23 protein-coding genes, 1 tRNA gene and 2 pseudogenes are annotated in these 23,914 nt (G+C 62.1%); 11 read left to right on the forward strand and 15 right to left on the reverse strand.

Annotation, left to right across the window (positions count from 1 at the left end; all coding sequences use genetic code 11):
• The first annotated feature begins 54 nt into the window (after window positions 1–54).
• The 3 genes and pseudogenes from BA190_RS28575 to BA190_RS28585 form a co-directional block, all read left to right on the forward strand.
• The gene (locus BA190_RS28575) at window positions 55–990 is read left to right on the forward strand and encodes a nucleoside hydrolase (RefSeq protein WP_068296337.1); all 936 of its coding nucleotides are present in this window, start codon (window positions 55–57) and stop codon (window positions 988–990) included.
• Window positions 991–1,105: 115 nt separating this feature from the next.
• Window positions 1,106–1,513 carry an NADH:ubiquinone oxidoreductase subunit NDUFA12 gene (locus BA190_RS28580; protein WP_068296007.1) on the forward strand — a complete coding sequence of 136 codons (408 nt, stop codon included), beginning with the start codon at window positions 1,106–1,108 and terminating at the stop codon, window positions 1,511–1,513.
• Window positions 1,514–1,595: 82 nt separating this feature from the next.
• A pseudogene (locus tag BA190_RS28585) lies at window positions 1,596–2,048 on the forward strand (DUF2155 domain-containing protein); the annotation flags it as partial.
• A gap of 277 nt (window positions 2,049–2,325) precedes the next feature.
• Here the strand turns inward: BA190_RS28585 and aat are convergent.
• From aat to BA190_RS28620, 7 genes are all read right to left on the reverse strand, one after another.
• Window positions 2,326–2,994 carry a leucyl/phenylalanyl-tRNA--protein transferase gene (gene aat / locus BA190_RS28590; RefSeq protein ID WP_068296012.1) on the reverse strand — a complete coding sequence of 223 codons (669 nt, stop codon included), beginning with the start codon at window positions 2,992–2,994 and terminating at the stop codon, window positions 2,326–2,328.
• An 11-nt stretch (window positions 2,995–3,005) separates the two neighbouring features.
• Window positions 3,006–4,364, reverse strand: coding sequence for an acetyl-CoA carboxylase biotin carboxylase subunit (accC, locus tag BA190_RS28595; RefSeq protein ID WP_068296013.1), 1,359 nt, complete (start codon window positions 4,362–4,364; stop codon window positions 3,006–3,008).
• A 5-nt stretch (window positions 4,365–4,369) separates the two neighbouring features.
• Window positions 4,370–4,846, reverse strand: coding sequence for an acetyl-CoA carboxylase biotin carboxyl carrier protein (gene accB, locus BA190_RS28600; RefSeq protein ID WP_371260423.1), 477 nt, complete (start codon window positions 4,844–4,846; stop codon window positions 4,370–4,372).
• 34 nt (window positions 4,847–4,880) lie between these two features.
• Complete coding sequence (gene aroQ, locus BA190_RS28605; RefSeq protein WP_068296342.1) at window positions 4,881–5,324, reverse strand: type II 3-dehydroquinate dehydratase; 444 nt, start codon at window positions 5,322–5,324, stop codon at window positions 4,881–4,883.
• A 146-nt stretch (window positions 5,325–5,470) separates the two neighbouring features.
• Window positions 5,471–6,235 carry a DsbA family protein gene (locus BA190_RS28610; protein WP_068296014.1) on the reverse strand — a complete coding sequence of 255 codons (765 nt, stop codon included), beginning with the start codon at window positions 6,233–6,235 and terminating at the stop codon, window positions 5,471–5,473.
• A 259-nt stretch (window positions 6,236–6,494) separates the two neighbouring features.
• The gene (locus BA190_RS28615) at window positions 6,495–7,025 is read right to left on the reverse strand and encodes a DUF177 domain-containing protein (protein ID WP_068296015.1); all 531 of its coding nucleotides are present in this window, start codon (window positions 7,023–7,025) and stop codon (window positions 6,495–6,497) included.
• Window positions 7,022–7,618 carry a ubiquinol-cytochrome C chaperone family protein gene (locus BA190_RS28620; RefSeq protein ID WP_082980097.1) on the reverse strand — a complete coding sequence of 199 codons (597 nt, stop codon included), beginning with the start codon at window positions 7,616–7,618 and terminating at the stop codon, window positions 7,022–7,024. The genes BA190_RS28615 and BA190_RS28620 overlap by 4 nt, the downstream gene beginning before the upstream one ends.
• Window positions 7,619–7,783: 165 nt before the next feature.
• Here BA190_RS28620 and BA190_RS28625 point away from each other — a divergent pair, with 165 nt between their 5' ends.
• A complete protein-coding gene (locus BA190_RS28625) occupies window positions 7,784–8,260 on the forward strand; it encodes an outer membrane protein assembly factor BamE (protein ID WP_245314977.1) in 477 nt (158 codons plus the stop codon).
• A gap of 128 nt (window positions 8,261–8,388) precedes the next feature.
• On the opposite strand, the gene BA190_RS28630 is transcribed toward BA190_RS28625, so the two are convergent.
• Together BA190_RS28630 and BA190_RS28635 are read right to left on the reverse strand one after the other, a co-directional pair.
• Window positions 8,389–8,835, reverse strand: coding sequence for a GtrA family protein (locus BA190_RS28630; RefSeq protein WP_068296018.1), 447 nt, complete (start codon window positions 8,833–8,835; stop codon window positions 8,389–8,391).
• Entirely contained in the window at window positions 8,819–9,748 is a 930-nt protein-coding gene (locus tag BA190_RS28635; protein ID WP_068296020.1) for a glycosyltransferase family 2 protein, read from the reverse strand. The genes BA190_RS28630 and BA190_RS28635 overlap by 17 nt, the downstream gene beginning before the upstream one ends.
• Window positions 9,749–10,300: 552 nt before the next feature.
• Here BA190_RS28635 and BA190_RS28640 point away from each other — a divergent pair.
• Together BA190_RS28640 and BA190_RS28645 are read left to right on the forward strand one after the other, a co-directional pair.
• A complete protein-coding gene (locus BA190_RS28640) occupies window positions 10,301–10,513 on the forward strand; it encodes a cold-shock protein (protein ID WP_068296022.1) in 213 nt (70 codons plus the stop codon).
• A 241-nt stretch (window positions 10,514–10,754) separates the two neighbouring features.
• A complete protein-coding gene (locus tag BA190_RS28645) occupies window positions 10,755–10,934 on the forward strand; it encodes a hypothetical protein (protein WP_068296024.1) in 180 nt (59 codons plus the stop codon).
• A 308-nt stretch (window positions 10,935–11,242) separates the two neighbouring features.
• Here the strand turns inward: BA190_RS28645 and BA190_RS28650 are convergent, their stop codons facing one another.
• From BA190_RS28650 to BA190_RS28665, 4 genes and pseudogenes are all read right to left on the reverse strand, one after another.
• Entirely contained in the window at window positions 11,243–11,521 is a 279-nt protein-coding gene (locus tag BA190_RS28650) for a hypothetical protein (protein ID WP_068296026.1), read from the reverse strand.
• Window positions 11,518–11,934 carry a hypothetical protein gene (locus tag BA190_RS28655; protein ID WP_068296028.1) on the reverse strand — a complete coding sequence of 139 codons (417 nt, stop codon included), beginning with the start codon at window positions 11,932–11,934 and terminating at the stop codon, window positions 11,518–11,520. The genes BA190_RS28650 and BA190_RS28655 overlap by 4 nt, the downstream gene beginning before the upstream one ends.
• A 123-nt stretch (window positions 11,935–12,057) precedes the next feature.
• A pseudogene (locus BA190_RS36975) lies at window positions 12,058–12,404 on the reverse strand (putative quinol monooxygenase).
• A gap of 55 nt (window positions 12,405–12,459) precedes the next feature.
• A tRNA-Pro gene (locus tag BA190_RS28665) sits at window positions 12,460–12,537 on the reverse strand.
• 261 nt (window positions 12,538–12,798) lie between these two features.
• On the opposite strand from BA190_RS28665, the gene BA190_RS28670 reads away from it, so the two are divergent.
• Window positions 12,799–13,182, forward strand: a complete 384-nt coding sequence (locus tag BA190_RS28670) for a hypothetical protein (protein WP_156771743.1) — start codon at window positions 12,799–12,801, stop codon at window positions 13,180–13,182.
• 202 nt (window positions 13,183–13,384) lie between these two features.
• Here the strand turns inward: BA190_RS28670 and BA190_RS28675 are convergent, their stop codons facing one another.
• Complete coding sequence (locus BA190_RS28675) at window positions 13,385–13,732, reverse strand: GCG_CRPN prefix-to-repeats domain-containing protein (RefSeq protein WP_068296032.1); 348 nt, start codon at window positions 13,730–13,732, stop codon at window positions 13,385–13,387.
• Window positions 13,733–13,845: 113 nt separating this feature from the next.
• Complete coding sequence (gene cysG / locus BA190_RS28680) at window positions 13,846–15,273, reverse strand: siroheme synthase CysG (protein WP_068296035.1); 1,428 nt, start codon at window positions 15,271–15,273, stop codon at window positions 13,846–13,848.
• 926 nt (window positions 15,274–16,199) lie between these two features.
• On the opposite strand from cysG, the gene proS reads away from it, so the two are divergent.
• The 4 genes from proS to dnaE all read left to right on the forward strand — a co-directional run bounded on the left by proS (window position 16,200) and on the right by dnaE (window position 23,905).
• Window positions 16,200–17,519 (forward strand): proline--tRNA ligase, encoded by a 1,320-nt coding sequence (gene proS, locus BA190_RS28685; RefSeq protein WP_068296038.1) that lies wholly within the window; start codon window positions 16,200–16,202, stop codon window positions 17,517–17,519.
• Between the two features lie 266 nt (window positions 17,520–17,785).
• Window positions 17,786–19,081, forward strand: coding sequence for a lipoprotein-releasing ABC transporter permease subunit (locus BA190_RS28690; RefSeq protein ID WP_068296040.1), 1,296 nt, complete (start codon window positions 17,786–17,788; stop codon window positions 19,079–19,081).
• A gap of 3 nt (window positions 19,082–19,084) precedes the next feature.
• Window positions 19,085–19,780, forward strand: a complete 696-nt coding sequence (locus tag BA190_RS28695; RefSeq protein ID WP_068296041.1) for an ABC transporter ATP-binding protein — start codon at window positions 19,085–19,087, stop codon at window positions 19,778–19,780.
• Between the two features lie 657 nt (window positions 19,781–20,437).
• Window positions 20,438–23,905 (forward strand): DNA polymerase III subunit alpha, encoded by a 3,468-nt coding sequence (gene dnaE, locus BA190_RS28700; protein ID WP_068296043.1) that lies wholly within the window; start codon window positions 20,438–20,440, stop codon window positions 23,903–23,905.
• The last annotated feature ends 9 nt before the right edge of the window (window positions 23,906–23,914 follow it).

Genomic DNA, 23,914 nt, shown 5'->3' on the forward strand with positions numbered 1-23,914 from the left:
TGCCGGCTGCCGTCGGTCCATGGTCCCGCCTTCTTCAATACTCCCGAGTCTGCCATGTCCCGCTCCATCATCATCGACACCGATCCCGGCCAGGATGACGCCCTGGCGCTGCTGCTGGCGCTGGGAAGTCCCAAGCTCGAGGTGCTGGGCATCACCACGGTGGCGGGCAATGTGCCGCTGGCCCTGACGAGCCGAAACGCGCGCGTGGTCTGCGAATTGGCGGGTCGATCAGACATCACGGTGTGCGCCGGCGCGGACCGGCCGCTGCTGCGCCCGCTCGTCACAGCGGAACATGTGCATGGCAAGACCGGTCTCGACGGCGCGGACCTGCCCGAGCCCACCATGCCGCTCAGCCCGCGCCATGGCGTCGACTTCATCGTCGAGACCCTGATGACCCGCCCCTCCGGCACCATCACGCTTTGCCCGCTCGGTCCTCTCACCAATATCGCGCTGGCGCTGCTGCGCGAGCCGCGCATCGCCCCGCGCATCAAGGAGATCGTGCTGATGGGCGGGGGCTGCTTCGAGGGCGGCAACATGACGCCGGCAGCCGAGTTCAACATTTTCGTCGATCCCCATGCCGCCAAAGCGGTTTTCGCCTCCGGTGTTCCGATCACCATGGCGCCGCTCGACGTGACTCACAAGGCACTCACCACGCGACCGCGCGTCGACAGGATCCGGAAGATCGGTACCAGAGTTTCCGATGCTGCGGTGGGTTGGCTCGATTTCTTCGAGCGTTTCGACGTGCAGAAATATGGCTCGGAAGGGGGACCGCTGCACGATCCCTGCGTGATCGCCTGGCTGCTCAAGCCCGACCTCTTCACCGGCCGTTCCTGCAATGTCGAGATCGAGACGGAATCTCAGCTCACCCAGGGCATGACGGTGATTGACTGGTGGGGCGTCACCGACCGTCCGAAGAATGCCTTCGTCCTGGGCGGTATCGATGCCGAGGGCTATTTCGACCTGATCGCGCAGGCGATTGCGCGGCTCTAGGGCCGCCGGCAGGCGCTTTGCGTCAGAAATCACCGATGAGACCATGCGCAATGGTGGACATCGCCGCCGCGCTTGGCCATAAGACTTGCAACGGAATACGAAACGGCAGCCCTCGATGAAAACGCTCCTGCAGATCTTCACGTGGTGGAACGGCTCCACGATCGGAACCCGCTTCTGGACCTCGCGGAAGGGCGAGCGCGTGGGCGAGGACGAGTTCGGCAATGTCTATTACCGCACCAAGGGCGGCGCCGTGGATCCGACCATCGGCGTGCAGCGTCGCTGGGTGCAGTACAATGGCTATGCCGAGGCCACGGCGATTCCGCCTGGCTGGTGGGGCTGGATGCACCATCAGATCGACACGCCGCCGAGCGAGACCGAATACAAGCCGCGCGAATGGCAAAAGCCGCATCGCCCGAACCAGACCGGTACGGTGAACGCCTATCATCCGAAGGGCTCGATGCTCTCCCATGGCCATCGTCAGTCCGCGACCGGCGACTACCAGGCCTGGTCGCCGGGGGATTGACGCGGCCCATGGCTGGGGCGCGGCCATGCCTGTGGCCGTCTTTTTGCCCCGATGGGGCGCTATCGCTTCTCGACTCGTCCAGATACGGATCCATTTGCTTTTGCGTCCGCTTGCCTTCTTTCCCCCGACCGGTCGCTCGCGCTGCCTTGCCATGGCAAGCGTGGCCTGCCTCGGCTTGATCCTGGGTGGTACCGCCGCCCGGGCCGAACGTGTCGCCAATCCCACCGCGGTGTTCACCGGCCTCGACAAGATCTCGGGTGAAATCAGCACCTTCGAGGCGCCGGTTGGACAGACGGTGAAGTTCGGCGCGCTCAGCGTGACGCCGCGCGTCTGTTACAGCCGTTCCGCCAGCGAAGATCCGCAAACCACCAGTTTCGTCGAGATCGACGAACTGACCCTCAACAAGAAGGTCGAGCGCCTGTTCAATGGCTGGATGTTTGCGTCCAGCCCCGGCCTCAATGGCGTGGAACACCCCGTCTATGACGTCTGGCTCAAGGACTGCAAGGGCGGCAAGACCAGCGATCCGCCGCCACCGCCCGTCGTGACGGCGCAGCCGGGCACCAAGCCCGCCAAAGGCAAGAAGGGGCAGACCGCGGCACCCGAGCCCGATGCCGCTCCGCCGCCCGAAACGGGCGACGGCAACACCGATTTCTTCGACCAGCCGGTGGATCCCAACGCGCCGCAGGATTGAGCCGATTTCTCCCGGCCAGCCTGGGACTGACGATCCGTCACGGCGGTAGCGGCTTCACAGCATCCGGTAGCGCACGACCTTGGTCGCCTGTATGCAGCGTCGCCGACCTCTTGCGCCAGGCTCAATCGGCGAGAGCTGCCAGAATTTCGGCGCCGCTCCTGGCCTCTTCCTTTGGCCAGGCGAGAAAATCGCCGTCCTCGGCCAAGGCGTCGTCCAGCAGGCGATGATAGAGGGAACGCGGTAATTCGATTGCGCCGAGACTGGCGAGGTGGTCGGTGACGAATTGGGCGTCGAGCAATTGGTAGCCGCCATGGCGCAGCCGCGCGACCAGATGGGCGAGGGCCACCTTGGATGCATCGCTCTCCAGATGGAACATGCTCTCGCCGAAGAAGGCGCCGCCGAGATCGACGCCGTAGAGGCCGCCGACCAGCCGGCCGTTTCGATAGGCCTCGACGGTGTGGCAATGGCCCAATCGGAACAACTCGCCATAGAGCCGGCGAATCGAGGCATTGATCCAGGTGGTGCGGCGTCCCGGCCCGGATTGGGCGCAGCCATTGATCACCGCCTCGAAATCGCGATCCACCACCACCTCGAAGCGGTCGGAGCGGATGGTGCGGGCGAGGCGATGGGAGATGATCAGGCCATCGAGTGGAACGATGCCGCGAAACTCGGGCTCGACCCAATAGAGGCCTGGATCGTCGGCGCTTTCGGCCATCGGGAAGATACCGCAGGCATAGGCCTTGAGCAGGACCTGCGGCGTGATCTCCAGATTGAGCTCGGCGCCCGACATGGCGGAACCGCCTAGGCGCTGTCGCTCATGCCGCCGGCCTCGAGGAATTTCTCGAGCCAGTGAATGTCGTAGAGACCGTTCTGGATGTCCGCGTTGCGCACCAGGGTGCGGAACAACGGCAGGGTGGTCTCTACGCCATCGACCACGAATTCGTCGATGGCCCGGCGCAGGCGCATCAGGCATTCGGTGCGGGTACGGCCGTGTACGATCAGCTTGCCGATCAGCGAATCGTAATAGGGCGGGATCTTGTAGCCCTGGTAGACAGCCGAATCGACACGCACGCCAAGCCCGCCGGGTGGGTGGAAATAGCTGATCGTGCCGGGCGACGGCCGGAAGGTCGCGGCATTCTCGGCATTGATGCGGCATTCGATGGCGTGGCCTTCGATCTGCACATCAGACTGCTTGATCGACAGCGGCGATCCCGCGGCGATCTTGATCTGCTCGTTGACCAGATCGATGCCGGTGATCATCTCGGTGACCGGATGTTCCACCTGGATGCGCGTGTTCATCTCGATGAAATAGAACTCGCCGTTCTCATAGAGGAACTCGATGGTGCCGGCGCCGACATAGCCGAGCTCGATCATCGCCTTGGCGACGATGTCGCCGATCTTGTTGCGCTGGGCGGCATTGAGGGCGGGAGAGGGGCCTTCCTCCCACACCTTCTGGTGCCGGCGCTGCAGTGAGCAGTCGCGTTCGCCCAGATGGATGGCGTGGCCCTGGCCATCGCCGAGCACCTGCAATTCGATATGGCGGGGCTTCTGCAGATATTTCTCCAGATAGACCGCATCGTCGCCAAAGGCAGCCAGCGCTTCCGCGCGAGCGGTAGCGAGAGCGTCGGGCAGGTCTTCCGCCGTCAGAGCCACCTTCATGCCGCGGCCACCGCCGCCGGCAGCGGCCTTGACCAGCACCGGATAGCCGATCTCCTCGGCGATGCGGGCGGCATCGACGTCATTGGTGACGCCGCCATCCGAGCCGGGCACGCAGGGAATGCCGAGGCGCTTGGCAGTGCGCTTGGCCTCGATCTTGTCGCCCATCATGCGGATATGCTCGGCCTTGGGGCCGATGAAGGCGATGTTGTGCTGATCGAGGATGTCGGCGAAGCGGGCATTTTCCGACAGGAAGCCATAGCCCGGATGCACGGCCTCGGCGCCGGTGATCTCGCAAGCCGCGATCAGCGCGGGAATGTTGAGATAGCTTTCGCGGGCCGGCGGCGGGCCGATGCAGACGCTTTCGTCCGCCAGCTTGACATGCATGGCGTCGGCATCGGCGGTGGAATGGACAGCCACCGTCTTGATGCCGAGCTCCTTGCAGGCGCGCAGCACGCGCAGGGCGATCTCGCCGCGATTCGCGATCAGGATCTTGTCAAACATTCACGTCACTCGATGATCATCAGCGGCTGGCCGTATTCGACCGGCTGCTTGTCTTCGATGAACAAGGTGGTCACCGTTCCCGAACGCGGCGCGATGATGTCGTTGAAGGTCTTCATCGCCTCGACGATCAGCACGCGGTCGCCCTGATTGACCTTGCTGCCGATCTCGACGAAGGCCTTGGCGCCCGGTGCGGCGCCGAGATAGGCGGTGCCCACCATCGGCGATTTCAGGACACCGGGATGATTGGCCGGATCGGCAGCGGCCGGAGCGGCGGCTGCAGCCGCGACGACAGCCGGAGCAGCGACGGCGACGGTCGGCGCGCCGACCGGAACGGTCGCGGTCACATTGATCTGCCGCGCCACCCGAATGCGCAGGTCGGCCTGCTGCACCTCGATTTCGGTGAGATCCGTCTCCGTCAGGAGATTGGCGAGTTCCCGGATAATCTCGGGGTCAATCCCCGATTTGGTTCGCGACATCGTCATGCCTTGCGTTTCCGCGGGGCCGAGGCCCCGTCATTCATTGAGCCGATACGCTCGAAGCCAATGCTTCGAGGGCAAGTTCATAGCCCTTCGGGCCAAATCCGCAGATCACGCCCTTGGCTGCCGGCGAGACCCAGGAATGGTGCCGGAAACTTTCGCGCGCGAACACGTTGGATAGATGCAATTCGATTACCGGCAGGCTAACGGCCTTGATCGCATCGTGCAGAGCGATCGAGGTATGGGTCAGCGCTCCGGGATTGATGATCAACCCGACCGCCCCCTTGTGATAGGCCTCGTGCACCCAGTCGAGCAGCACGCCCTCGTGGTTGGTCTGCCGGAATTCGATGGTAAGGCCCAATTGCTCGGCGCGCGCCCTGGCCAGCTTCTCGATGCCGTTGAGGTCGAGCGTGCCGTAGACGGACGTTTCACGCACACCCAGCATGTTGAGATTGGGGCCATTCAGAATGTAGACGAGCGCCATGCTTGCCATCAGGACCATAAATTGAAAGCCCGAAGCTTGCTGCAACGGGCCTTTTGCTGCGAACGCCCCTTATAGGGCGCCCGATCCAGGAAGGCAAAGCCGACGGTAAAAAACCGCCGGCTTTGTCGGAGAAGGGGCTGTCCGGCTCAGCCGCAGGCGGTCTGGCCGCATTTGCGCAGCGAATCGATCTTGGACTTCAGGGCATCGTAACCGACGGCGCCGGGGGTGATCTCGCTGCCGAGCACATAAGAGGGCGTGCCGTTGATGCCCAACGCTTCGCCGAGCTGCATCGTGTTGGCGAGCCCCTTCAGCAGGGCCGGATCCTTCATGTCGGCCTGGAGCTTGGTCATGTCGACACCGGAATCCTGGGCAACCTGCAGGGCGCGGTCCTTGCCCACGGCGCCGCGCGTGCCCAGCAGGATTTGGTGAAACTCCAGGAACTTGTCGCCTTGCAACTGCTTCTTGACGGCGAGGGCAACAATGGCCGCTTCCTTGGAGCCTTCGCTCAGGATCGGGTAGTCGCGCAATACCACCTTCAGCTTCTTGTCGGTATCGAGCAGCTTGACCATGTCGGCCAGGCCGCGCTTGCAGTAACCGCAATTGTAGTCGAAGAACTCGACCAGGGTGACATCGCCTTCGGGGTTACCGAGCACGGCGTTCTGCGACCCGTTGAGGATGGTGTCCATGCTGTCGGAGAGCAGTTTCTTCTGGCGCTCGGCCGTCGCCGCTTCCTGCTTGGCCTGCATGGCGTTGATGGCGTCGACGATGACCTCGGGATGCTCCATCAGGTAATTCTTGACGATTGCCTCGATCGCCGGCTTGTCCAGCGCTTCGGCAGCGAAGGCAGGTTGGCCGGATGCGAGCAAGCCAATGCCGAGTGAAACCCCGGCCATCAGACGCTTCAAAGACATATACTTCTCCAACAGGCAGAAATCCCAGGAGCAAAGCGTGTTTTGGCGAAACGCGCCTTGCTCTCATTCTTTGGTTCGGCGCGTCCTTGCGATTTGACGTCCGTCATTCAAACCACAAAACGCTTTGGGACGTGGATAGGTCCAGGCCCGTAACGGATCAATGAATCGCGGCTCAAGGACGTGCGATCTCACACAATCGTGTTCGATCAAAGGCATTCGCGGAGGCTTTTGCCAGTTCTCGGCAGAACAGGCCTTGCCTTCAGGAATCCTTGTCCTTCAGCCTGTTGAGGGCGGCGAAAGGGGAAAGGCCCGCTTCGTCTCCGTCGCCCTCGAACGTAGCGCCCGGCTTGCGAGGATAGGGATCAAGCGCCAGGGCGAGGAATTCGCTGACGACGGCGCCGAGATCGATGGTATCGCCCGTCAGCAGGTCCGGCGGATCTTCGGCCTCCGGATCGTTCAATTCGGCCAGATCGAATTCAGCATTGGGATCCTGCCCATCCGGCGAGAAGCGAATATCGACGGGCGCCTCGACCTTGCTCTCGAACGCTTCGGCGGTGACGACGCAGATCTGGGTTATCAGGGCATGAAGGGAGCCTTCGACCGCAAGGCCATCCTTGCGGAAGGGCGTGACATGCAGCTTGGCCGTCAGGGCTGCGACGTCCGGAATGCCGAGCTGCCGGGCGACGGCCTTGCGCTCTTCTTCGTTCGTCTCGATGACAAAGTGACGGCCCGTGGCCGGAATCTCGCGCAGATGGACCGGACGCGAGAAGTGGGGCGTTGGATTGGTCATGCGCTCTCACCTAGTGCTGGAGTGGGGAAGGGTAGGGAGCCGCTGGCAAGGCTTGCCAGGGAAGCGTCGGCAAGGGCCCTGGAGGCGCGCCGGACATAGCCTGCGAGGGCCCGCGCCTGAGGCAACCTCTCTTCGTCGCGGGCATAGACGTTGCGCAGGAGGACCTGGGTGAGTTCCTCGTCATCTGGCTTATGCAGGGCATTGCCATAGGATGAGGAGCATCCCGTATAGATGTCTGCGATCTTGCGCATCTTCTTGGGGACGGCGAGGTCGCCGACGCCCATTTCCCGCATGGCTCGGTCGAGCTCGGCGAAGAAGCGGTCGCAAACGCCCTGGGCGATCTCGCGGATCTCGCCCTGCTCATCGTTGAGCCGATGCATGAGCAGGAACAGATGCAGCAGCATCATGTCCATACGTCCTTCCACCGTGTCGGGGACGCAACCCTCGACGAACAAGGCGGGATCGCGACCCTGGGTCACGATCTGGTCGTAGAGACGGGCAATCTGCGCATCGCGCGCTCTATTGCGAAACAGGCCGAACATGAGCTCCTTCACCAGCAGGGGTATTCGACCGGGGTTCCGGGGCGCGACCATGTCGGTAGCCTGGCACGATCCGGTCGAAGACCGCACTCTATAACGGATGCTCCATATAAGTGGATGCTCTCTGAGCGCCAAGGTTGAATTTCGTGCGCGAGCGGGTTACGCCAGAACCCACGCGACGATGTGGCGAACGAGCCTGTGTGCCCGATGGAGGCCAAAGTGAGTATAGTTGTGTTGCCCCCCCGTTTCCGGTCTCCCGCGTTGGCGGCCGCTGTCGTCATCTCCCTGGCCGGGCTGCTGCAAAGCTGCGGTTCGATCGGCGAGACCAATGTGCACGGCATCGTGGTGACGGAGAGCACCTTGTCGGCGATCAAGCCGGGCACGTCCCAGGCCCAGGTGCTCGACGCGCTCGGCACGCCCTCGACCCAGTCCACGCTGGACGGCCAGGCCTGGTACTATGTGTCTCAGACCACGTCCCGTCCGGTGGCCTTCTTGTCTCCGCATGTGACCGACCGTAACGTGCTGGCCGTCTACTTCACCAATGGCCGGGTGGCGCGCGTCGCCAATTACGGCCTGAAGGACGGCGTGGTATTTGATTCGATCACCCGTACGACGCCGACGGCTGGCGGCGACCTCAACTTCGTCACGCAGCTCGCGCGCGGCATGACCGCAGGTATTCCGGGCTTCGGCCGATAACAGGTTCAGCGGCAAACCAGGAAGCGCCCGGGCCTCGGGTGCTTCTTTGCCGCGATCCTTCTTTTCCATATGATATGCGACAGGTGACGATTTCGCCAGTCGCACGAGGTTCTATGACGGAGCCGGTCTTAGGCGGGCCCGTCTGGATCCCGGGTCTTTGGCGTGAAGACCATCTTGAAATAGCTCCAGAAATTCAAGGTCATCGATAGCGCGACGGCAATTGCCACCGCCAGCACCGGCCAGCGTGCAAAAGGCCCGCCGAGCGTGACCAACGCCATGAAGGCGCCGAGATTGACCAGAGCAGCCAGCGCGCTGGCGGACAGATAGCGCAGGAACTCGGCCGCGATGTCGGTGCCGGCCCGGTCGCCGAAGGTGAGCGAGCGGTTGATCAGCCAGGTCACCACCATGGCGCAGGCGAAGGAGGCAAGGCGCGCCAAGCGTGCATCGAGGCCGAGATTGACCAGGATGGTCAGGATGCCGGCATCGAAGGCGAAGCCGACGAAACCAGCCAGGGCAAAACAGCATAGCCGGCGGCGCAGGGACCTGCCGGAGGCGGGGTCAGCGGACGGGGGCATAATGCAGATAATGCAACCGCTTGAGTTCCCTTCGCCCGCGCGTGACCGTATCGAGGATCATGCCGGAAAAGAAGGCGATGATGGCCGATAGCATCAGGCCTGTGGCCAGCACGGCCGTCGGCAGGCGCTTGACCGAGCCGAATTCGAGATATTCCAGCACCACGGGCGTTGCGGTGCCGAGCGACAGCAAGGCGAGGATGCCGGCCACCAGGCTGAAGAAGAGCAGCGGTCTTTCCTCTTTCACCAGTTTTGCGATCAGCTTGAGAATGCGCACGCCATCCTGCACGGTGCGCAGCTTGCTCTGCGAGCCCGCCAGCCTCTCCCCATAGAACGTTTCGATCTCGCCAAGCGGAAGCGACATTTCGAGCGCATGCACGAGCAGCTCGGTTTCGATCTCGAAGCCGGTCGAAAGGGCGGGGAAGGTCTTGACGAAACGCCGGGACATCGCCTTGTAGCCCGACAGCATGTCACGCGAGGACGAGCCGAAGAAACGCGTCACCAGACGGGTGAGCATCCGGTTGCCGAAACGATGTCCGGGGCGGTAGGCCGTTTCGCCGTTGGCCACGCGCACCCCGTTGACGAGATCGAGAGGTCCGGCGCGCAGCGCCGCGACCAGTGCTGGGGCGCTGGCGGGATCGTAGGTGTTGTCACCATCGACGATGATATAGATGTCGGCCTCGATATCCGCGAACATGCGGCGGATCACGTGCCCCTTGCCCTGACGGGCTTCATGCCGCACCACGGCGCCGGCTTCCCGTGCCAGACGCACCGTATCGTCAGTGGAATTGTTGTCATAGACATAGATGACAGCTGACGGCAGGTGGGCGCGGAACCCCTGGATGACCGCCTGGATGGCCACCGCCTCATTGTAGCAGGGCACCAATATCGCGATCGCTGGATCCGCCCCCTCCATCGTTCCTTCGGTCCTTTGCCTGCCTGCCCGGTCCCGTCCTTATAGTCGCAAGCGAGACCAAGACGCCAACCGCCCTGCGTCATGGTTAAGGCCATTTGCTTGTATCTGGCCGCAGGAAGAACATGACGTGAGCGCTCCCCAGGGCCGATTTTGAGTCTGTGCGAATGCTCTTCCAGCGAAAAGTCAGAGGATTGTGTGGCAGGAAAGTGATTTGAAGCGTAGTGAATCCATAAGAATAGGATCAAGCATGTGCTGGGAAATTGCCGCCTCGATGTTCTGCTCGGAAGATTTCGGTTGAATTGCCACTATATTGTTATTGGCATTTCAAGAATGCGGGGTAGATCGCAGAAACGTACAATTTGTCGCAGGTTTGTCTTGACCGGCCGGTTTCAATCGGGCAGCCTGTCGCCATCGATTTTCGGCCGAACGACTTGGCCTCGCGTCACGGCAAAAGCTGGATGCGCGCTGACAAGCTCTCACCAAAACTCGACACTCGCTGGGTCCGCTTCGTTGCGGGCTTTGGCTCTCACTACGTTGAAGGAATAGCTCACGATGAGCACAGGTACCGTGAAGTGGTTCAACGCCCAGAAGGGCTACGGTTTCATTCAGCCCGATGATGGCTCCAAGGACGTGTTCGTCCACATCAGTGCGGTTGAACGGGCCGGCCTGTATGAGCTGCGCGAAGGCCAGAAGATCAGCTATGAGCTGGTCCAGGATCGGCGCTCGGGCAAGTTGGCCGCTGACCAGCTCCAGGCCGCGGCCTAAGCGACCCATAGAGTCTTTCGGTATACCGTCAGATTTTCAGGAAAAGCCGGCGCGGCAGCGGCCGGCTTTTCTTTTGGTTGCACTGCAGCAACATGTGTGCATTGCGAGATGGCGCTGAGTTCCGGCAGTCGACGGCGATTTCAACTTGAAGGATAGTAGGAACAAGCGCAGAATTCAGGCGTTCAAGTCAGGGGCTGAGTCCCTCATGGCCGGATTGGAAACCGGCTGATGGAGGTTCGTCATGGATCTGAGTGAAATGATCACGGGTTTTCTGGTTATCCTGGTGATCGCAATTTTGATTATCGATACGGTGATTGATTGGCGTTCGCCGGCCAAGGCCGCGAAGCAAGCGAGACAGTTTGCTGTTCCGGGCAAGCACAGCCTCGATCCGAAGATCGGCTGTGACATCGTCTGGTGCTGAACGCCCACGCACTGTGACGCGACGACCGCGACGTGAGCCGTCCGGCGAACGGGGAAGTTTGTGTGTTGCGCGGCCAGGTGATTGCACCGCACGCACAGCACAATCGTTTTGACTGCTGCAGCGGCAGGAGTGCCGCATGGCGGCAAGGCTTTTGTGTATTTACACGAATGGCGACTGCTGGGATCTCGTCCCTGAGGGATCGCCCTAGCCTGAAACCGCCTTGGCCTGAAACCGCCTTGGCCTGAAACCGCCTTGGCCTGAAACCGCCTTGGCCTGAAACCGCCTTGGCCTGAAACAGAGACTCGGTCTCATTCACCTGGCTTGTGAAGTAGCTTGTCCCTCGAGCCAGGCAGAGGCCGTTCGCCAAAACCGCGTGCATAGCCGCGTGATACACTGGCTGTCAGCGTCGCGATCGCATCGTCCCGCTCGACGAGTTCGGCCCTGAGATGATCGACCATCACGACCAAGGCCCGAACTGCGGCGCGTGCATCGCCTTGGCAGGCGGCGATCGCTTCGTCGGCTTCGCGCTGCGCGACTTCGGCATTCCGGAGCAGGAAAGGCTCCAGGCTTGCGGACCGCCCATTCATGGCTTGCCGGACAGGCTGAGAGGATTGCCTGCCGCCTCCAGCAGGCTCGCCAGACGGTCGAGCTCGTCGTCGAGCCGGACATTGCGGCGAATGGCCCTGCGCAATGCTGTGACGGCATTGCCATCAGTTCGCTTCAGTTCGCGGCTGACGATCCAGTCGATCGATACGCCCTGGGCGTCACCATCCACTCTTTCGTGAAGGTCTTCGTCCTCGAGCCGATCGGATTGACGCTTCAATTCCTCGATCAGCCGGTCCCGGTTGATCAGCGAGGTCTGAGCCTGCCGGGCATAACGGTAGAGTACCAGCAGAGCTGCACCGCTGCCGCCTGCCTTTTCGACCAAACGGGCGATCTCCGCGACTTCCTCCGGCCGGGCAGCCTGCATATGCGTGCCGTCAAAATAACCGTCGAGCATGTCGATTACCTTCGGTTGAGCGCAGGAGCCTATGCCCTGACATGATGCTTGTCCAGCATTTTGTTCTTCTTTTGTTCTTGTCGTGCAAGGGCGGAGAATCGACGTGGATTGGGAATACCTCACTCAGGCCTCGAAGGAGCCCATCAGAATATAGGTATCCGGCTGGCGCAGATGTGCATCGATCTGCGGCACCAGCCGCTTGAAATGTTCGGTGCGGCAAAGGGCGTCGAGGGCTGCACGATCGGGCCACGCCTCGATGAAGATGAAATGGCCGGGTCTTTCTGGTCGATGAAAAGGTCGTAGGCGATGCAATGTTCTTCCAGGCGCGTCCGGGCAACCAGTTCCCTGTAGAGAGGAAGCACGGCCGCGACATGCTCGGGCTTGATGAAATCCCGGGCAATGACTTTCAGCATCGGGAACCTGAGGGGTTCAGCTCTGCGTGTCCCATGGCCGGGACCCGCAAGCGACATGCGCTCCTTCGCCCAGGCAAAGAAGAGCTGACATATCCAAAATGTTCAGAAAAAATGGTCGGAGCGAGAGGATTTGAACCTCCGACCCCTAGTCCCCCAGACTAGTGCGCTAACCGGGCTGCGCTACGCTCCGACGCTCATTGAGCGTGGGCTGAATAGGGTTTTTCGCTCTGATGCGCAAGCCCCGATTTCAGTTTCTCGACATAAGAGAGACACGAAATGCACAGGCCGGTCAGGCGGAAGTGCGCGCACCACAAATATGAGGAAGAATTTCCCGCTGTCTATGAATGCTCCGGCTGCCGCCATAGATTGGCAAGGGGGATCGCCGCTGGCGTGGAACGAACATTTCCCGCGCTGCGTTTATACCGCGCTGGATTCGCTCGAGGAGCGTGTGATGAGACAATGGGTTATTGCCGCTTATGCAACAGCCATGGGCCTTGCTTCAGCAGGCCTTGCTGCAGCGCCTGCTTCAGCCATGCCGTTGGCGCCTGCGGCTGGCGTGGAAAATCCCCTGCTGCAAACGGTGGCCGATGGCTGCCCGCGTAACTATTATCGCAGCTATGGACGCTGCGTTCCCAACAGCCGCGGTTATCGGGGACCGCGCTACGGCGACGGTTATGCCGGCGCACCGCGATATTATGTGCGTCCCTACTATGACAGTCCGGGCTACTTCGACGGCCCCGGCTATTATGACGGCCCGCGCTATTGGGCCGCTCCGCGGCGCTGTCCCCCCAGCAGGTATCCGGGCCTGTACGGCCGCTGTGTGTCGGGCTGGTGATTTCGGTTCCACTGACTATCCGGCAAAGAGCGCGTCCGCAGGTGGGCTTCCCCGGCGTGAGAGCACAGGTTTGCCTTGAAGCGGGTGTCCCTGGTGACCCAAAAAAACCGGCAAGGACAGACCTTGCCGGGTTCGGTGAGACGGTGAGATCTCGTGCCACTTGCCGGCTCAGTGGGGCAGGTGGCTCAATAGATGGAGTGGCTCAATAGGCCGGATGACAGGCGGCGCCACGGGGGCCGAGGCGCGTGCCCGGCGGGCAGACGCGACCATAGCCGCTGCGATTGGCCGGGACCGACCCACGACGGTAGGCCGGCGGGCGACCGTAATTGGGGGCAGGACGATAGACCGGGGCAGGGCGGATGCCGTAATTGTTGGGTACACAGCGGCCCCAGCGGTTGGGCGCATAGCCACGTCCACAGCCATAGGCGACATTCTCGACCAGGCTTCCGTCGGCATGGACGCCAGGCGAGGCCGGCATTGCCGAGGCACCGCTCGAGAAACCCGCAAAACCGATCGTGGCCAGGGCGGCCGCGAGAATCAATCTCTTCATCAAATACTCCTGTCGTTCATTCGCCCGGCGGGCGCGCGAATCTGCGGCTCACCATTGAACCATGGTCGCAAACGTTTCCTTAACGGAAGCTGTACCGCGCAGACCGCTGCCGTTCAGCTTGGGCGGTCGGGTCTCGCCTCGGACATGGCTTGGCCGAACAGGATGATGCAAGGGCCGTCGAGCTGATTGGCGGCAAAAACGGCGGCCATTTCGCCGATCGTGGTGTGAAAGCGGCGCTCGCGTGCATGGGTGGCATATTCGACGATGATGGCCGGCGTATCCGCGGCCATGCCGGCCTCGCGCAGGCGCGTGGCGACTTCGGCGACGACAAGCTTGCCCATATAGATGGCGGTGGTGGCGACTGGGTCGGCAAGTGCCTTCCAATCAAGATCGTCCGGCAGCTTGCCGTTCTTGGCATGGGCGGTGATGTATTGGAGGCGTCGGGCATGGTCCCGATGGGTGAGGGAGACCTCCAGGCTCGCGGCGGCGCCGGATGCCGCGGTGATGCCGGGAATGACCTCGACGGCCACGCCAGCCGCGCGGCAGGCCGCGATTTCTTCGCCGGCCCGTCCGAATATCAAGGGATCGCCGCCTTTCAGCCGCACCACCCGCTTGCCGTCCCTGGCCAAGGAGACCATGAGCGCATTGATGTCGTCCTGCTTGCAGGACGGGCGATGCCCGCGCTTGCCGGTGATGATGCGCTCAGCCTCGCGGCGAGCGAAATCGAGCACTTCCTGGGAGACGAGGTCGTCGTGCAGGATGACATCCGCCGATTGCAGGGCCCGCACCGCCTTCAGGGTCAGCAGTTCCGGATCTCCAGGGCCTGCGCCCACCAGGGCGACGCTGCCCTGTGCCGGATTTCTTTCCTGCTGTTCGATGCCGGCCAGAAGGTCGGCGCGTTCGGCTTCGCCTGGCGTGCGGTCGGGATGTCGGAAGGCCGCATTGACGAAACGTTCCCAGATCGCTCTGCGGGCCTGGAGGGAGAGATCCCGCGCCTGCACCAGAGGGCGCCAGTTGCGGGCGGCTTCCGCCCATTTCTGGAACCCCGTCGGCAACAGCATCTCAATTCGGCTGCGGATCGCCTGGGCAAAGACGGGAACGGCGCCATCGGTCGAAATGCCCACCACCAGCGGCGAGCGATTGACCACCGCACCGAACTGAAAATCGCAGAAGGCCGGCCGGTCGACGATGTTTACCGGCGTTCCAGCCCGGCGCGCGGCTGCGGCGAGATCGGCGGCTTGCTCGTCGTCCTCGACGTCGGCGACGACAAGCGCGATGCCATTGAGGTCGGCTTCGTGCCAGGAGCGGGCGAGGTGGCGGACACCCACGTCCTCGCGGGCACACAGCTGCGCCAGGGCATCGCTCGCCTCAGGTGCGGCGATGCGAACTTCGGCGCCGGTCGAGGCAAGAAGCTCGGCCTTCCACAACGCGGCCTGGCTCGTGCCGATGACCAGCACGGGTTTGCCGATCAGGCGATAGAATACCGGCAATACCGCCAGCGGCGCGATGCGCGCGGGTTGCGAGACAGGGCTACGGCTCATCGATCTACAGGCTCAACGTGCTCAATACAGTCTGGGAGGCGCTGATAACTGCCGGCCTTCGCCTCAGTTCTGCCGCACGTCACACAGCCCTCAAAGGCTAAAGTAAATCGGCCGGGCAGACAATGTGAAGTGAAACGGAGTTGGAGACCCAGCAAATTCCTCCTGATCGAATAGGCGGTTCGATCCGGGAGAATCGGCATCCGGAAAGCCCGATTCTCCGTTGCGATGCTATCGCCATTACGACGGGGGTTCAGCCGATCCGACATTGTCACGCGGTTGTCATGTCGAATCCGCATGATGCAAGGTGCCATTGCGCAAACGGCAATGAAAAAAGGCGAGGCTCTCGCGAGCCTCGCCTTATTCTAGACCTCGTCCTAACCCATCTTCGCTGAGACTTCCTTCACGCATCTTTGTGCTGTTTGAAGTGTCAGGACGGCTGCTCGACAACGGTTTATTCACCGGCGGCGCCTGCGGGCTTCCTCCCAAGACTTGGACCCTGACTTCCTTCTACTCATCGCTGAGTTCGGATGCCCTGTCGTTGACGGGAGGGACGCTAGACGAAGTTTTTTTGCTTGTCACGTCTTTGTGCAGCGATCGGCACAAAATTAATATCTTTGCTTAAAATTTGTGCGCGTCATTTCTCTAGGCTGCGCTGTTCGTGGGCAGGCAGATGAGCAGGTGGGTAGAGTCGCACTGACCGCGGCGGGCGCGAAAACCGCCAAATAATGGCGCTTTTGCTGGTCTTACCCTTGTGTTTTTGCGAGGGATCGGGTCAAGCTGGCACGGACTGGCGATCGGAAGCGATTTGCCGGAGAGGCGTGCCGAGGTTTCGATCAGGCGCGCCTTTTTATCCTGAATCGCGATTTAGCCACATGTGTTACCCGGCGCAGCCAAGGTTCGCCGGCAGCTTGGAGAAGGTCTGTCCTATGCGTTTGAGCCGTTATTTCCTGCCTATTCTGCGCGAGACGCCGAAGGAAGCAGAAATTGTTTCCCATCGTCTGATGCTGCGTGCAGGCATGATCCGTCAGGAAGCGGCCGGAATCTACGCATTGCTGCCACTCGGCCTGCGCGTGGTGAACAAGATCAACACGATCATTCGTGAAGAACAGAATCGCGCCGGTGCCATCGAGCTGCTGATGCCGACCATCCAGTCGGCCGATCTGTGGCGCGAAAGCGGCCGCTATGACGATTACGGCAAGGAGATGCTGCGCATCAAGGATCGCCAGGAGCGCGAGATGCTCTATGGGCCGACCAATGAAGAGATGATCACCGAGATCTTCCGCGCCTATGTGCGCAGCTACAAGGATCTGCCGCTCAACCTCTACCATATACAATGGAAGTTCCGGGACGAGATCCGCCCCCGTTTCGGCCTGATGCGCGGGCGAGAGTTCCTGATGAAGGACGCCTACTCCTTCGATCTCGACCAGGCCGGCGCGCAGCATTCCTACAACAAGATGTTCGTGGCCTATCTGCGCACCTTCGCGCGGCTCGGCCTGACTGCCATTCCCATGGTGGCTGATACCGGCCCGATCGGTGGCAATCTGAGCCATGAATTCATCATCCTGGCGTCGACGGGGGAGAGCGAAGTGTTCTGCCACCGCGACTATTTGTCGATGGCACCACCCTCTGCCGGCACGGATTTCGACGACAAGGCCGGGCTGCAGGCGATCGTCGACCAGTGGACCTCGCTCTATGCGGCGACCGAGGAGAAGCACGACAAGGCTGCCTTCGACGTCCTGCCGGCCGACAAGCAGGTTTCGGCGCGCGGCATTGAGGTCGGGCATATCTTCTATTTCGGCACGAAATATTCGACGCCGATGAAGGCCGTCGTCGCCGGACCGGACGGCTCGCTCATTCCCGTGCATGGCGGCTCCTACGGCATTGGGCCGACCCGCGTCGCCGGGGCGGCCATCGAGGCCAGCCATGACGAGGCCGGTATCATCTGGCCGGAGGCGATCGCGCCGTTCAAGGTCGGCCTGATCAACCTCAAGCCGGGCGACAGCGCGGTGGATGCGGCCTGCGGCGATCTCTATCTGCAGCTTGGCGCCAAAGGGGTCGACGTGCTGCTCGATGACACCGATGAAAGGCCCGGCGGCAAATTCGCCAAGATGGACCTGATCGGCTTGCCTTGGCAGATCATCGTCGGTCCCAAGAGCCTGGCAGAGGGCAAGGTCGAGGTGAAGAACCGTCGCACCGGCGAACGCCAATTGCTGACGCCGTCGGACGCGCTTGTGCTGGTGGGCTGACCTGACCTGGCCTTGCCTCAGCCGGAAGGACCATTATCGATGCCGCGGGTGCTTTTGCGCTCGCGGCATTTTTGTAATTGATCAAGAGCTCCCCGTATCCAGTTGAATTGCAAGGGATAATCTCAAGGCGAAGTGTCTATCTTCATCGAAGGTGCCTCGATTGGAGCGTCAAAAAGCCGTGGCAAAGCTGGGCCTCGCTGAATTTTTGCCGTGCAAACGCCGCGATTCTCGCGGAGTAAGGGGCCTCGCGCCCCACCTGGAATGCCATGAACGCGTCTGATTCAGCCACGAAATCCTCGGAACCGACCGGAACGCCGCCCTTCTCTGCCTTCGAGTGGATGGTGGCGCTGCGCTATCTCATGCCGCACCGCAAGGGTGGGGTGGCTTCGCTGATTGCCGTCCTGTCCTTTCTCAGCTTCCTCATCGGCGTTGCAGCCCTCATCATCGTGATGTCGGTGATGAATGGCTTTCGGGTCGAATTGCAATCCAAGATTCTCGGCTTCAACGGCCATATCGTCGTCTCTCCCTATGAGACGCCGTTGACCGATTATGATGCAGTCACCAGCCGTATCGCCAAGGTGCCCGGCGTGACCCTGGCCGTTCCCTTCGTGGAAGGGCAGGTGCTGGTGTCTTCGCCTTTTTCGGCAAGCGGCGCCCTGGTGCGCGGCATGAAGCTCGAGGATCTCAAGCGCCTGCCCGGCCTAGCCAACAATATCAAGGAAGGCACGCTGGACAATTTCGACCAGGGGCAGGGCGTGGTGATCGGTGCCAAATTGGCATCCTCGCTCGGGTTGCAGATCGGCGACGGCATCACCCTGATCTCGCCCAAGGGAGACCAGACCGCCTTTGGCACCACGCCGCGCATGAAGGTCTATCCGGTGGTCGCCACCTTCGAGGTCGGCATGTCCGATATCGACAGCGGCTTCGTGATCATGCCGCTGCAGGAATCGCAGGCTTATTTCAATCGCGACGGCGATACGACGGCGATCGAGGTCTATATCGAGGACCCCGACCACGTGCAGTCTGAGAGCGAGGCGATCAAGACGGCGGCCGGGCGTCCTGTCTCGCTAGTCGACTGGCGCCAGCGCAATTCGGCCTTCTTCACGGCACTCCAGGTCGAGCGCAACGTCATGTTCATGATCCTGCTGATCCTGGTGATCATGGCTGCGCTCGGGGTGGTTTCGAGCATGGTGATGCTGGTGCAGTCCAAGCAGACCGACATCGCCATCATGCGAACCATGGGCGCGACGCGCGGGGCTATGCTACGCATCTTCTTCATCACCGGCATGGCGATCGGCCTACTCGGTACGATATTCGGCCTGCTGCTCGGGCTGCTGGTGTGCCGCTATATCGAGAACATCCAGGAGTTCATCTCCTGGCTGTCCAATACGCAATTGTTCGCCTCCGAGATCTATTTCCTTTCGCGTTTGCCTGCCAAGACCGACCCGACGGAAGTGACCGTGGTGGTCATCACCACTTTGATCCTGTGCTTCCTGGCCACGCTCTACCCCGCCTGGCGGGCTGCCAAGCTCGACCCGGTCGAAGCGTTGAGGGGAGGCTGAGTCATGAGCCTGTTGGGTGAAATTCCGGCCCTCGAACTGCGAGGGGTCGAACGCAGTTACCAGCAAGGTCCCTCGGAACTTCATATTCTACGGGGCGTCGACCTCATGGTGATGCCGGGACAGTCGGTAGCCCTGATCGCGCCCTCCGGGGCAGGCAAGTCGACGCTGCTCCACACAGCCGGCCTGCTCGAGAGACCGGATGGCGGCGACGTGCTGATCTCCGGCTATTCGACTGCCGATCTGAACGATACGGGGCGCACCCGCCTGCGCCGCAATTCGATAGGCTTCGTCTATCAGTTCCACCATCTCCAGCCGGAGTTCTCAGCGCTGGAAAATGTGATCCTGCCGCAGATGATCCGCGGTTTGTCGCGCCGCGAGGCGCGCCAGCGCGGCGAGGAATTGCTGACCTTCCTTGGCCTTGGCCAGCGCTTTGGCCACCGGCCGAACGAATTGTCGGGCGGCGAGCAACAAAGGGTTGCCATTGCCCGCGCCGTCGCCAATGCGCCGCATCTCATCCTGGCCGACGAGCCGACCGGCAATCTCGATCCGGGCACCGCGGATCACGTCTTCGGCACGCTGACGGCTCTGGTGCGCGCGTCAGGCCTTGCGGCCCTGATCGCGACCCATAATCTCGATCTGGCGGCGCGCATGGATCGCCGCGTCACCCTGCGCGACGGCCACATCGTCGAGCTCGACTGACGATTGTGACATTGGCAGCCTCGGTACCATGACAGCTTCACGCTATGGTAAATGCTGCCGAGGGCAAAGCCAGACACCGCGTAGGCTTCTCTTTAAGTCCTTGAACCGTCTTGAGAATGTGACGTCTTTGGCATCCGGAGCGGCGAGAAGTTGCGCCATGCGAGCGGAACATAAGAGCGACATAAGATGGCGGTTCCGCGACGTCGCGCTTGACTCGGAACAAAACGTGAACAAGATGTCTCTATCGAAGAGAGGAGAACATCATGCTTACGCGTTTCGCCGAAGATTTCGCCGCCATTGCTTCGATGAGCCTGTTTCTGGTCATGCTCGCCATGTGGACGGGCTTCCTGAGCGGTGTTTAAGCCAGATTTGTCCACACTTGTCCACAGGCTCTCAACAAGGAGCGGTGGCGAAGATGTGACGCCGATGTGGCCATCCGGGCTCAGGATGCAGAGTCAGCTTTGGCGACCGACTGGATTGCCCAGCAGAGTTTCCCGGTGAAACCCGGCCGCGAACTCGCCCGGAAACTCTGCAAAAATCTATGTCTTGCAGATTTCTCTTGATCGTGCCCATGGCTCGATCAAGAGAAATCTGCTTGGACCATAGGGAAGGGCAGGTCGCGAGTCGCGCTGCCCGCCAGCGCAGAGCGGAGGTGTCATGGCGGACGGGAAGGTGAACGGTCCGGGCTTCGTGCATTTGAATGTCCGCTCGGCCTATTCCTTGCTCGAAGGGGCGATGAAGGTCCCCAAGCTCGCTGATCTCGCCAAGGCCGACGGCATGCCGGCCCTCGCACTGACGGATACCAACAATCTGTTCGGGGCGCTGGAGTTTTCCGAAAAGCTCGCGGGCAGCGGCATCCAACCGATCATGGGCATTTCGCTGGCGATCAATTTTGCCGACCGTGAGGATGCCTCGGACCGGCGACCCCTGCACCAGCGGCGTTTGCCGCGCGTGATCCTGCTGGCCCAGAGCGAGGTGGGCTACGGCCATCTGATGGCGCTGTCCTCCCATTGCTACATGGATCCCGCCAGCGGCGAGGAGGCCCATATTTCGATCGGACGCCTGGCCGAATTCCAGGAAGGCCTGATCGCGTTGACCGGGGGGCCCGCCGGCCCGCTGGACATGGCCCTGCGCGAGGGGCTCGATGATCTCGCGCGAACCCGGCTGCAACGCTTGCAGGCGATGTTCGCCGATCGGCTCTATGTCGAAGTCCAGCGCCACGATAGCGCGGAGCAGCAGCAGGTCGAGGCGCCACTTCTGGAACTCGCCTATGCCGCCGACGTGCCGCTGGTCGCGACGAACGAGGTCTATTTCGCCGCGCGCGCCGATAGCGAACCGCATGACGCGCTGCTTGCCATCGCTGAAGGCCGCATCCTCGCCGAGACGGACCGGCGGCGAATGACGCCGAACCATTACTTCAAGAGCCGGACCGAGATGGTTTCCTTGTTTAGGGATCTTCCGGAAGCTATTGAGAATACGATTGAAATTGCCAAGCGATGCGCCTTCCGCGTGCGTACGCGCAAGCCGATCCTGCCGCGCTTCTCCACGGGCTTCGACGAGACGGGGGCACCTGTCGACGAGGCCGTCGAACTGCGTCGCCAGGCTGAAGAGGGGCTGAGGGCCAGGTTGGCCGCGCATGGTCCGGCTCCTGGCCATACCGATGAAAGCTATGCCAAGCGGCTCGAATTCGAGCTGTCGATCATCGAGCGCATGAAGTTCCCCGGTTACTTCCTGATCGTGTCGGACTTCATCAAGCACGCCAAGGCGAAGGGCATCCCGGTCGGGCCGGGCCGCGGATCCGGCGCTGGCTCCCTGGTTGCCTACGCCCTTACCATCACCGATCTCGATCCGCTGCGCTTCAGCCTGCTGTTCGAGCGCTTCCTCAATCCCGAACGTATCTCGATGCCGGACTTCGACATCGACTTCTGCCAGGAGCGGCGTGACGAGGTCATCCGCTACGTGCAGGAGAAATACGGGGAGGATCGCGTCGCCCAGATCATTACCTTCGGTTCCCTCCAGGCGCGCGGCGTGTTGCGCGACGTCGGGCGCACGCTGGAGATGGGATATGGCCAGGTCGACAAGCTGTGCAAGCTGGTGCCGCAGAATCCGGCCAATCCGGTCACCTTGGCCAAGGCGATCGAGGACGAGCCGAAACTGCGGGAGTCCGCCAAGGACGATCCGGTGGTGGAGCGCCTGCTCGGCATTGCCCAGAAGCTGGAAGGGCTCTATCGCCACGCCTCGACCCATGCCGCCGGCGTGGTGATCGGGGATCGTCCGCTGGTGGAGCTGGTACCGCTCTATCACGATCCCAAGACCTCGATGCCGATGCCGGCCACCCAGTTCAACATGAAATGGGTGGAGCAGGCGGGGCTGGTGAAGTTCGACTTCCTCGGCCTCAAGACGCTCACCGTGCTGGAGCGCGCCTTGATGTTCCTCAAGCAGCGCGGCATTGCTCTCGACCTTGCCGCCCTGCCGCTCGATGACAGGAAGAGCTACGAGATGCTCGGCCGCGGCGAGACGGTGGGAGTGTTCCAGGTGGAAAGTGCGGGCATGCGCAAGGCATTGCTCGACATGAATGCCGACCGTTTCGAAGACATCATCGCCCTGGTGGCGCTCTACCGCCCGGGCCCGATGGCCAATATTCCGGTCTACAATGCCCGCAAGAAGGGCTTGGAAGAGCCGGACTACATGCTCGACCAGCTCAAGCCGGCCTTGGAAGAGACCTATGGCGTCATCATCTACCAGGAACAGGTGATGCAGATCGCGCAGATCCTCTCCGGCTACACGCTGGGCGAGGCCGACATGCTGCGCCGCGCCATGGGCAAGAAGATCAAGGCTGAGATGGACGCCCAGCGCGCTCGCTTCGTCAAGGGCGCCGTCGAAGGGGGCATCCAGAAGGCCAAGGCCGACGAGATCTTCGACTATCTAGCGAAATTCGCCGATTACGGCTTCAACAAGAGCCATGCGGCAGCCTATGCGCTGGTCTCCTACCAGACCGCCTATCTCAAGGCCAATTATCCGGTCGAGTTCATGGCTGCCTCGATGTCGCTGGATATGTCGAACACCGACAAGCTTGCTGAATTCCGCCTGGAGGCGCGTCGGCTGGGTATCAAGGTCGAGGCGCCTTCGATCAACCGTTCGGGACCGGACTTCGAGGTCCATGGCGGCGCGATCCGCTATGCGCTCGGCGCGGTCAAGGGCGTTGGCCTGGCGGCGATGGAGCGCCTTGTCGAGATCCGCGGTGACCAGCCCTTCTTCGACCTTGGCGACTTCGCCCGGCGCATCGATCCCAAGGCTATCAACAAGCGCATTCTCGAAAACCTGGCGGCGGCGGGAGCCTTCGACGAGTTCGACCGCGACCGGGCCCGCGTCACCGCGTCCATCGATGCCGTCATGGCGCAGGCGCAGCGCTCCCACGCCGAGAAGAGCGACGGCCAAGCCGACATGTTCGGCTCCGCTTCGACCCCGGAACCGCTCAAGGGGACGGTCGTCGAACCCTGGGAGCCTGCCGACCGTCTGCAGCGCGAGTTCGACGCGATCGGTTTCTTCCTTTCAGGCCATCCGCTCGATGCCTATGCCACGGCCCTGGAGCGCCTGCAGGTGCCGTCCTGGGCTCAGTTCACCCAGAAGGTAAAGCAGGGCGCTACAGCAGGACGTCTGGCAGCGACCGTGCTGTCGCGCTCCGAGCGCAAGACCCGAACCGGCTCCAAGATGGGTGTGATCATGCTCTCCGACGCCTCGGGCCAGTTCGAGGCCGTGCTCTTCTCGGAGGGGTTGGCGCAATATCGCGACCTGCTCGAGCCTGGCACGGCCGTGCTGGTCGGCGTGCAGGCTGCGCATGAAGGAGACGACGTCCGCATTCGCATCGTGACGGCCGAGAGACTCGACAACGCCACCGCCAAGACCCAGCGCGGCATCAAGGTCTTCCTGCAGGGCGAGCAGGCGCTCGAATCCGTCGCCAAGCGGCTGGGCCAGCGCGGGGAAGGGGAGGTCTTCCTGATTCTCCAGCTCGATGGCGGCATGCGGGAGGTCGAGCTGAAGCTGCCCGGCAAGTTCCTGGTCACGCCCCAGGTCGCGGGCGCGATCAAGGCGATACCGGGCGTGGCGACGGTCATGCAGATGTAAGGCTGCATG

The sequence above is a fragment of the Labrys sp. WJW genome, from assembly GCF_001676615.1.
In the GTDB taxonomy this organism is placed as follows: domain Bacteria; phylum Pseudomonadota; class Alphaproteobacteria; order Rhizobiales; family Labraceae; genus Labrys; species Labrys sedimenti.

Bases quoted from the DNA above. Each gene is read 5' to 3' on its own strand.
- accC (WP_068296013.1), bottom strand. From the start codon at position 4,364: ATGTTTGACAAGATCCTGATCGCGAATCGCGGCGAGATCGCCCTGCGC.
- BA190_RS28615 (WP_068296015.1), bottom strand. From the start codon at position 7,025: ATGACCAATCCAACGCCCCACTTCTCGCGTCCGGTCCATCTGCGCGAG.
- BA190_RS28630 (WP_068296018.1), bottom strand. From the start codon at position 8,835: ATGCCCCCGTCCGCTGACCCCGCCTCCGGCAGGTCCCTGCGCCGCCGG.
- BA190_RS28620 (WP_082980097.1), bottom strand. From the start codon at position 7,618: ATGGTCGCGCCCCGGAACCCCGGTCGAATACCCCTGCTGGTGAAGGAG.
- BA190_RS28645 (WP_068296024.1), top strand. From the start codon at position 10,755: ATGGATCTGAGTGAAATGATCACGGGTTTTCTGGTTATCCTGGTGATC.
- BA190_RS28655 (WP_068296028.1), bottom strand. From the start codon at position 11,934: ATGCTCGACGGTTATTTTGACGGCACGCATATGCAGGCTGCCCGGCCG.
- dnaE (WP_068296043.1), top strand. From the start codon at position 20,438: ATGGCGGACGGGAAGGTGAACGGTCCGGGCTTCGTGCATTTGAATGTC.
- BA190_RS28610 (WP_068296014.1), bottom strand. From the start codon at position 6,235: ATGTCTTTGAAGCGTCTGATGGCCGGGGTTTCACTCGGCATTGGCTTG.
- BA190_RS28580 (WP_068296007.1), top strand. From the start codon at position 1,106: ATGAAAACGCTCCTGCAGATCTTCACGTGGTGGAACGGCTCCACGATC.
- cysG (WP_068296035.1), bottom strand. From the start codon at position 15,273: ATGAGCCGTAGCCCTGTCTCGCAACCCGCGCGCATCGCGCCGCTGGCG.
- BA190_RS28635 (WP_068296020.1), bottom strand. From the start codon at position 9,748: ATGGAGGGGGCGGATCCAGCGATCGCGATATTGGTGCCCTGCTACAAT.
- BA190_RS28690 (WP_068296040.1), top strand. From the start codon at position 17,786: ATGAACGCGTCTGATTCAGCCACGAAATCCTCGGAACCGACCGGAACG.
- BA190_RS28650 (WP_068296026.1), bottom strand. From the start codon at position 11,521: ATGAATGGGCGGTCCGCAAGCCTGGAGCCTTTCCTGCTCCGGAATGCC.
- BA190_RS28640 (WP_068296022.1), top strand. From the start codon at position 10,301: ATGAGCACAGGTACCGTGAAGTGGTTCAACGCCCAGAAGGGCTACGGT.
- BA190_RS28575 (WP_068296337.1), top strand. From the start codon at position 55: ATGTCCCGCTCCATCATCATCGACACCGATCCCGGCCAGGATGACGCC.
- aat (WP_068296012.1), bottom strand. From the start codon at position 2,994: ATGTCGGGCGCCGAGCTCAATCTGGAGATCACGCCGCAGGTCCTGCTC.
- accB (WP_371260423.1), bottom strand. From the start codon at position 4,846: ATGACGATGTCGCGAACCAAATCGGGGATTGACCCCGAGATTATCCGG.
- BA190_RS28670 (WP_156771743.1), top strand. From the start codon at position 12,799: ATGAGACAATGGGTTATTGCCGCTTATGCAACAGCCATGGGCCTTGCT.
- aroQ (WP_068296342.1), bottom strand. From the start codon at position 5,324: ATGGCGCTCGTCTACATTCTGAATGGCCCCAATCTCAACATGCTGGGT.
- proS (WP_068296038.1), top strand. From the start codon at position 16,200: ATGCGTTTGAGCCGTTATTTCCTGCCTATTCTGCGCGAGACGCCGAAG.
- BA190_RS28695 (WP_068296041.1), top strand. From the start codon at position 19,085: ATGAGCCTGTTGGGTGAAATTCCGGCCCTCGAACTGCGAGGGGTCGAA.
- BA190_RS28675 (WP_068296032.1), bottom strand. From the start codon at position 13,732: ATGAAGAGATTGATTCTCGCGGCCGCCCTGGCCACGATCGGTTTTGCG.